Annotated in this window: 9 protein-coding genes; 5 read left to right on the top strand and 4 right to left on the bottom strand. The window is 44.5% G+C overall.

The features are described from left to right. The first annotated feature begins 145 nt into the window (after nt 1–145). Nucleotides 146–631 (top strand): GNAT family N-acetyltransferase, encoded by a 486-nt coding sequence (locus QUA70_RS14360; RefSeq protein WP_333347815.1) that lies wholly within the window; start codon nt 146–148, stop codon nt 629–631. Between the two features lie 260 nt (nt 632–891). Next, nucleotides 892–1,098: a glycogen debranching protein gene (locus QUA70_RS14355; RefSeq protein ID WP_333038077.1), complete on the top strand. Its 207-nt coding sequence runs from the start codon at nt 892–894 to the stop codon at nt 1,096–1,098. On the opposite strand, the gene QUA70_RS14350 is transcribed toward QUA70_RS14355, so the two are convergent. Beyond that, nucleotides 1,095–1,259, bottom strand: a complete 165-nt coding sequence (locus QUA70_RS14350; RefSeq protein WP_333328778.1) for a hypothetical protein — start codon at nt 1,257–1,259, stop codon at nt 1,095–1,097. The two genes, QUA70_RS14355 and QUA70_RS14350, sit on opposite strands and share 4 nt — an antisense overlap. A 213-nt stretch (nt 1,260–1,472) precedes the next feature. On the opposite strand from QUA70_RS14350, the gene QUA70_RS14345 reads away from it, so the two are divergent. The 3 genes from QUA70_RS14345 to QUA70_RS14335 all read left to right on the top strand — a co-directional run bounded on the left by QUA70_RS14345 (nt 1,473) and on the right by QUA70_RS14335 (nt 3,852). Next, nucleotides 1,473–2,468 (top strand): AEC family transporter, encoded by a 996-nt coding sequence (locus QUA70_RS14345; RefSeq protein ID WP_333347810.1) that lies wholly within the window; start codon nt 1,473–1,475, stop codon nt 2,466–2,468. Between the two features lie 75 nt (nt 2,469–2,543). Further along, nucleotides 2,544–3,362 carry a Uma2 family endonuclease gene (locus tag QUA70_RS14340; protein ID WP_333328772.1) on the top strand — a complete coding sequence of 273 codons (819 nt, stop codon included), beginning with the start codon at nt 2,544–2,546 and terminating at the stop codon, nt 3,360–3,362. A 76-nt stretch (nt 3,363–3,438) separates the two neighbouring features. Then, the gene (locus QUA70_RS14335; protein ID WP_333328769.1) at nt 3,439–3,852 is read left to right on the top strand and encodes a nuclear transport factor 2 family protein; all 414 of its coding nucleotides are present in this window, start codon (nt 3,439–3,441) and stop codon (nt 3,850–3,852) included. A 335-nt stretch (nt 3,853–4,187) separates the two neighbouring features. Here QUA70_RS14335 and QUA70_RS14330 read toward each other — a convergent pair whose 3' ends face one another. The 3 genes from QUA70_RS14330 to QUA70_RS14320 form a co-directional block, all read right to left on the bottom strand. Beyond that, the gene (locus QUA70_RS14330) at nt 4,188–4,856 is read right to left on the bottom strand and encodes a 2OG-Fe dioxygenase family protein (RefSeq protein WP_333328766.1); all 669 of its coding nucleotides are present in this window, start codon (nt 4,854–4,856) and stop codon (nt 4,188–4,190) included. Between the two features lie 188 nt (nt 4,857–5,044). Beyond that, a complete protein-coding gene (locus QUA70_RS14325; RefSeq protein WP_333328763.1) occupies nt 5,045–5,809 on the bottom strand; it encodes an aldolase/citrate lyase family protein in 765 nt (254 codons plus the stop codon). A 92-nt stretch (nt 5,810–5,901) separates the two neighbouring features. Beyond that, nucleotides 5,902–6,414, bottom strand: coding sequence for a hypothetical protein (locus QUA70_RS14320; protein WP_333347808.1), 513 nt, complete (start codon nt 6,412–6,414; stop codon nt 5,902–5,904). Nucleotides 6,415–6,553 lie beyond the last annotated feature (139 nt).

Raw genomic sequence — 6,553 nt, 5'->3', positions numbered from 1 at the left:
ATATTGCCGAGGAGAACTCGAATTCACTCATCTTTCTAAATGCTGTTTTCTCACTTTTTCAGCAAGCCCTAATTAAAATTACAAATTAAAAATGTCTTGATGTGGTATTTTTAATTGTTGATTGTCGCGTACTACTTACTTATTTATGTATTCTGAGGTAATTTTGCGTCCAGCTACCCGCGCTGACGTGCCGGTGCTGTTTGATTTGATTAAAGCTTTAGCTGAGTACGAAAAATTATCTCATGCCGTTACTGGCAATGCCGTTGATTTGGAGAATCATTTGTTTGGCGATCGACCTTTTGCTGAAGCGATTTTAGCAGAGTGCGAAAATCGAGTTGTCGGCTGGGCGCTGTTTTTTTACAATTATTCTACTTTTTTGACTCAGCCGGGAATTTATTTGGAAGATTTGTTTGTGATCCCTGAGTTTCGAGGGCGGGGAATTGGCAAGTCTTTGATAGTTTATTTAGCGCAGTTGACGGTGGAAAGGGGCTGCGGGCGTTTGGAATGGAGTGTTTTGGATTGGAATGAATTGGCGATCGGATTTTACAAGGGTATCGGTGCTGATGTGATGCCCGACTGGCGGATTTGCCGCGTTGCGGGCGAGTCTTTGGCAAATTTGGCATCGAAGTAATTCAGGCGGGCTCGCGTGCCAAACCCAAAATTCATCTGTTGTGGAACAGGCATCTTGCCTGCGTGTGGAACAGGCATCTTGCCTGTGTGTGGAACAGGCATCTTGCCTGTGTGTGGAACAGGCATCTTGCCTGTGTGTGGCACAGGCAAGATGCCTGTTAACCTAAAATGCCGCACTAGGGTTAATTAATACCTACCTACTTAATTGACAAAAATATAGGAAAATTTAGATAATAGTTAAGTTAATGGGGAGAGTAGATCGTGATTATTTGGGTAAACGAGCAAATCGATCCGTCGGGTATTCTTTATTCTTGCATTGCTTGTTGCGATGAGACTCAAGCGAAGGATTGCCACGAATCTTTTGAGAAGAATTTGACGGCAGAGCAAAAACAGCAGGGCTGGGTTGCTACTTTGCGGACTGTTAGTTCTTGGGATGAAGTGCCGGTTAATGCTTTGAAATTGAATTAATGAGTGCAAGTCATTAGCAGCTTTAGTGTCGCCGTATTTCCGTTAGAGCGAAACGGCAGGACAACGTGGGACATCTGTTCGGAAAAGGCAAGATAGCTCGATCGCACATTGGTCAAATTAACAGAGGTTTTGTGAATCTGAATGCAAAAAACTGCAAGCATTTGGGGCTGCGAGTCTGAGGATTGTGTCCTGAAAGGTGCGGGAATTTGGGCGGAAATTTTCGGGCTGGCACTGCTGCGAACACGCTAGGACGAAAAAGCGTGCAAGTGCGATCCTCTTCGAGGGCTCCGCTAACGACAATTTGCATTTATTCAACAGACTTTAGCATTACTATTAATAGATAGAGGCATTTCCAATTGCCTAGTTAAATTTTTATGATTGAAACCTTATTTCACGCTTATACGCCTCTAGTTATCTGGACTGGCTTGGGACTGCTTCTGTTTCGGTACATCCCAGTTGATTTTCCCAAGCTGCTGAGCCACTTTCTTTTCTGGATTGGGATACCGCTGCAAATTCTAGTTTTAGCCCGTCAAAGCGATTTTTCGGGTGCTGTGGGGTTCACGCCGGCGATCGCCATATTCGTGTTATTTCTGAGTACGAGTTTTGCTTGGCTGACTTGGGTATTATTGCGTAGGCTGAGTGCGGCCCACATCAAAAAACCCTATTTTCAGGGCAAAAATTCTCTGGTAAATTTATTTTTATTAAATTTTAATTCCCTGAAGCGATCGAGCCAAGGCAGTTTTCTCCTAGCTGCGATGTTAGGGAATACGGGCTTTGTTGGATTAGCAATTACCCCGTCTATCATCAGCAGCGATAACAACAACTGGGCTGTCTTGTACAGCGTCACTAACAATGTTATTGGAACTTATTGTTTCGGTGTATTTATTGCTAGCTATTTCGGGAACTCCGAGCAAAAAAATCACTGGTGGACTCAGATCCGGGACGTGCTGACAGTTCCCGCCCTGTGGGCATTTTTAATTGGTTTTTATACTAGAAACATCCCCCTGCCCGATACAGTGGAATCGGGATTGCAGACTGCTGTTTGGGTGGTAATTGCCAGTGCTTTGCTGCTGGTTGGCATCCGGCTGAGGTCTATAAAGAAATGGGAAAGTTTTGAACTGGCGTTAATCCCGTCCCTGTTAAAAGTGGTAATTGTGCCGGTGCTAATTGGATTGGGTGCTAGTTATTTCGGATTGAGTGGCGATCCGAGGTTCGTGTTGGTGTTGATGTCGGGAACGCCCACAGCTCTTTCCGTGCTGATTTTAGCAGAAGTCTACGAGCTCGATCGCGATTTGTTAGCTAGCAGCATCGCCATAACTTCTGTCGGGTTGCTGTTGATGCTTCCGCTGTGGTTAGCTGGGTTTAGCTAATATTAGCTAAAGTCTCAAATCAGCTTGCTCTAAAATTTCGCAGTACAATTAACAATAACTGCACGGAAAACGACGATGACTGAGATAATAACTGCTACAGATCGGCCTCCTGCATTCCCCGATCATACCCAATTGCCAGACGAAGACGGTACATTTGTGAAAAATTTTCAGGAGCATCCTCAGAGCATCATTCTGACAGATTCGATCGGGCCGGTTGTAGAGCGACTGCATCCAGACGGACAATATGCGATCGGGCAAGATTGCGGCATTTACTGGCGAGAAACTGACCCACCAGAGCGAGGTGCAGAAGCACCGGATTGGTTTTACGTGCCCAATGTACCGGCAACACTCGATGGTTTTCGCCGTTCTTATGTACTTTGGCGGGAACACATGGCTCCGTTCATTGCTTTAGAATTTGCTAGCGGTAATGGAGAGGAAGAGCGCGATCGTACTCCGCTTTCTGTGGCGGCCGACGGTACAACAACTAAACCCGGTAAGTTTTGGGTGTACGAGAGAATTATCCGCATCCCTTACTACGGTATTTATGAAATGAGAACTGGCAATTTAGAAGTCTATCACCTGATAGATTTTCTGTATCGAAGGATGGAGCCAAACGAACGCGGTCACTATCCCATTCCTGTACTAGATGTAGAATTGGGACTGTGGCAGGGAAGCTATCAAAATCAAGAACTTCTTTGGCTGCGGTGGTGGGATTCCCAGGGAAATTTGCTGTTAACTGGCTCCGAACAAGTTGAAATTGAGCGGGCCCTGGTCGAACAAGAACGGGAAAGAGCCGAACAAGAACGGGAAAGAGCCGAACAAGCAGAGCGAAAAGTCACCCAGTTAGCGGAGCGACTGCGAGCAATGGGAATCGATCCCGATGCTGAGGATTGATATCAAAGTCCCCAAACTCTCTCTGTAGCGCTAGCATCCCGCACCTTATCTTTTATAATCACAAAAAACAAAGCTGATGGAAACTAAACCACCTCTACCGCCCTTTACGTTGGAAACGGCTAAAGCCAAAGTTCAAGCTGCTGAAGATGCCTGGAATACCCGCGATCCAGAACGAGTAGCCTTAGCTTATACGGAAGATTCTCAGTGGAGAAACCGTGCCGAATTCTTCAGCGGACGGGAAGAAATCAAGGCTTTTTTAAGAAGAAAATGGACAAAGGAATTAGATTACCGTTTAAAGAAAGAACTGTGGAGTTTTACAGATAATCGGATTTCTGTTCGATTTGAGTATGAGTGGCACGATGATGCTGGCTACTGGTATCGCGCCTATGGTAATGAACAGTGGGAATTTGCAGAAAATGGGTTAATGCGAAGACGTGAAGCTAGTATTAATGATGTTCCCATTCAAGAGTCTGAACGGAAGTTTCGATAGGAGTTATCTGTGAGTTGCTAGAGGCATAAACCTGGCTTTTTAGGAAAATATGCAGGTTTGTAAGCTGTCGCGCATTTAAATTATATATTCAGGGCGGGCGGGACGCCCAACCCCTACTCCCCACAAGACTGTAATTTTTTTTGACATACAATTTAAATGCCGCAACAGCTTAGTAATGACTTGAGTCATGATTGAGGAAACGCCAGAAAGACGCATAAAGTCCTCACTACTAACGAAAGGTTTGTAGTAAGGACTTTAGTCATGATTGAGTAAACACCAGAGAGAGGAGTAAAGCCCTCACTACGAACGAAAGACGCGCAATTGCCCAACTCTCCTCAATCGGTAAGCAAACTCGGAGAAGTCAGCACAAAGACATCCCTGGTTCCCACTCCTTCAGATTCCGGTTTAATCGGTGTAGTAAAGTGGAAAAACTCGTGGTCGTTAACTAACAGCAATTCTCCCGGATGCAGAATTTTATTAAAAACAGGCTTCTCTTTTTTAGCCAAGTACAAATGCGTTTCCCCGCCTACAATATTAGTTCTGTCAACCGAGAAAATCCCGATAAAGTCAGTACCGTCTTGGTGAATGCCTTCCGGTGCGGGGTTGCCGAAATTGTTTGGCGAACAAGTCGTCCTGATTTGATGAATGCCGATTTCAGCTTCCGGGTGAATTTTGCAGGAATCGAAAAAAGCAAAAATCATCTGTTTGAAATTATCGAGGGCGATTAGTCGATCGTCCAATTCGGCAAATTCCCGCCTGAGATCACCAACTAGCGGATTGTATGTTTTGCTTTGATACAAATAGCCGTGAGGTAACTTAACTAACTCATTTCCGTTGACTGCAAACCGCGATAATCTTCTCGAACGATACTTACCTTTCACATACGGATCGACAGGCATATCGTCAAAAAATTCCTTGAAGCCTTCTAGCTTAATCGAGTTTACTTTTTTGAAAGTAAACATGAAGGCATAATCCAAATGAATGGATTCTAATACGGTTTTCATAGATTTTACTCCCTGAAGCCTTGCTCCCCTCCCTAATTTTGCCTTGAGGAGGTGTATGCTTCTACTCTAGCGCAGGTTTTTTGTATGTGTCGTAAAAGACACTACAAAAATTGCAAAGATATCGTAAAGCTTGCAAGATGAATCCGGGGGCTGGTTCTTCTTTTAATCCAAAATCCCTAATCTAAAATCTAAAATCGATTGACTGCTTTCACCAGCGACTGACAGGCCCGCAGGAAAACGGCAACATCGACCCCAAGTGCGACGTACTGAACGCCAGCATCAATCCACTGCTGGGCAATTTCGGGGTTTTCGGCAAAAGTACCGGCGGCTTTGCCTGCTTTGCGGATGGTTTGCACTGCCTCCTGCATCATGTCGATGACTCGGGGATCGCGGACTTGGCCGGGAATGCCGATCGACTGTGACAGATCGTAAGGCCCTAGAAAAATCACGTCCACCTCTGGGACGGTCACTATTTCTGCCAGGTTGTCGATGCCGCCTTTGCCTTCGACATGAATCACAACTAAGGATTCTTCGTTGAGTTTGTCGGTGATATTTGTACCTGCTGCAGTGAAAAGTCCTGCCCGCGTAGCGAAGGAAAGGCCTCGCGTGCCCAGAGGACTGTATTTAGCACTTTTGACAGCGGTTTCGGCATCGATTTTGCTTTCAATTTGAGGTACTTGAACGCCTGCACTGCCGATATCAAGAGCTCGTTGAATTTGCGGGCCGTCGTTTTTGCGGACACGAACAATCGGTGCAATTCCGGTACAGTCGGCGGCGCGACACAAATCTTCAGCAGCAAGCGGGTTCAGGGGGCCGTGTTCCATATCGATAACGGCGAAATCAAATCCAGCGTGACCGCAGATTTCCATGAAGGCGGGATAGGCGCAGTTCATAAATAAACCGAGGACTGTTTCGCCTTGTTTAATTTTTTGTTTGAGTTGGTTTTGACGCATGGGTAATCCCGGAAAGTTTAGTTTTTTTTTACCGCAGATGAAGCCAGATTGTTTTTAATAATACAGCTCAAATATTGTCGTGATACAATACTTTATGTTAAGAGAATAGATAAAAATTTTATAGCTGCTTTTGCTTCTATTTTAAAAGGAATCAAGCACAAAAGCCAGCCGAAAATAAACATTCCTAAAATTGGTAAAAATATTGGTCCCACGGAGGGTTCGACTAACCAAGCAAATAAAGAGAACATTCCTATAGTGCCAGTTGTCCACAGCCAAAGAATCAAAAATCCTAGGACTATTTTATGTAAAGTCATCCTAATTTTGATGGAACAACCGAACTGTTGAGTGTATATATCTCCTTCTATAATTGGGAACAATAAATTTCGACCGATGATGATGCGATTAATTTTGAAAATTTTGCCAGAAATTGTTCCTTCATAAGGTTTGGGAGGGGGCGGGCCAAAGGGTATAATTATTCTAACAACTTTGGGAGGAGTGACAACTTCGTCCAACCTGCGCCCCACTTCCGAAAAAGTTAAACTGGTGGTAATTGTTAAACTCTCAAAAGGAATCAATGACCTAAAAATTTTGACGATTTTGAGCATAAGGTTTATCCGGCTGTTCAATAGTTGTTGCTGGTATTAATGCCTCTTTTCTCAAAAAACTTTTCCCTGACAGCACCGCGAAATACCAGTATACTGCAAAATAAACATTTAGATGGGATGAGTGTTTTTCGCGCTATGT

Source organism: Microcoleus sp. LAD1_D5, assembly GCF_036702115.1.
GTDB lineage: Bacteria > Cyanobacteriota > Cyanobacteriia > Cyanobacteriales > Microcoleaceae > Microcoleus.
Note: the sequence above shows the minus strand (reverse complement) of the source record. Positions and strands in the feature narration are given on the sequence as shown.

Bases quoted from the DNA above. Each gene is read 5' to 3' on its own strand.
- QUA70_RS14345 (WP_333347810.1), top strand. From the start codon at position 1,473: ATGATTGAAACCTTATTTCACGCTTATACGCCTCTAGTTATCTGGACT.
- QUA70_RS14320 (WP_333347808.1), bottom strand. From the start codon at position 6,414: ATGCTCAAAATCGTCAAAATTTTTAGGTCATTGATTCCTTTTGAGAGT.
- QUA70_RS14335 (WP_333328769.1), top strand. From the start codon at position 3,439: ATGGAAACTAAACCACCTCTACCGCCCTTTACGTTGGAAACGGCTAAA.
- QUA70_RS14350 (WP_333328778.1), bottom strand. From the start codon at position 1,259: ATGCTTGCAGTTTTTTGCATTCAGATTCACAAAACCTCTGTTAATTTG.
- QUA70_RS14325 (WP_333328763.1), bottom strand. From the start codon at position 5,809: ATGCGTCAAAACCAACTCAAACAAAAAATTAAACAAGGCGAAACAGTC.
- QUA70_RS14330 (WP_333328766.1), bottom strand. From the start codon at position 4,856: ATGAAAACCGTATTAGAATCCATTCATTTGGATTATGCCTTCATGTTT.
- QUA70_RS14360 (WP_333347815.1), top strand. From the start codon at position 146: ATGTATTCTGAGGTAATTTTGCGTCCAGCTACCCGCGCTGACGTGCCG.
- QUA70_RS14340 (WP_333328772.1), top strand. From the start codon at position 2,544: ATGACTGAGATAATAACTGCTACAGATCGGCCTCCTGCATTCCCCGAT.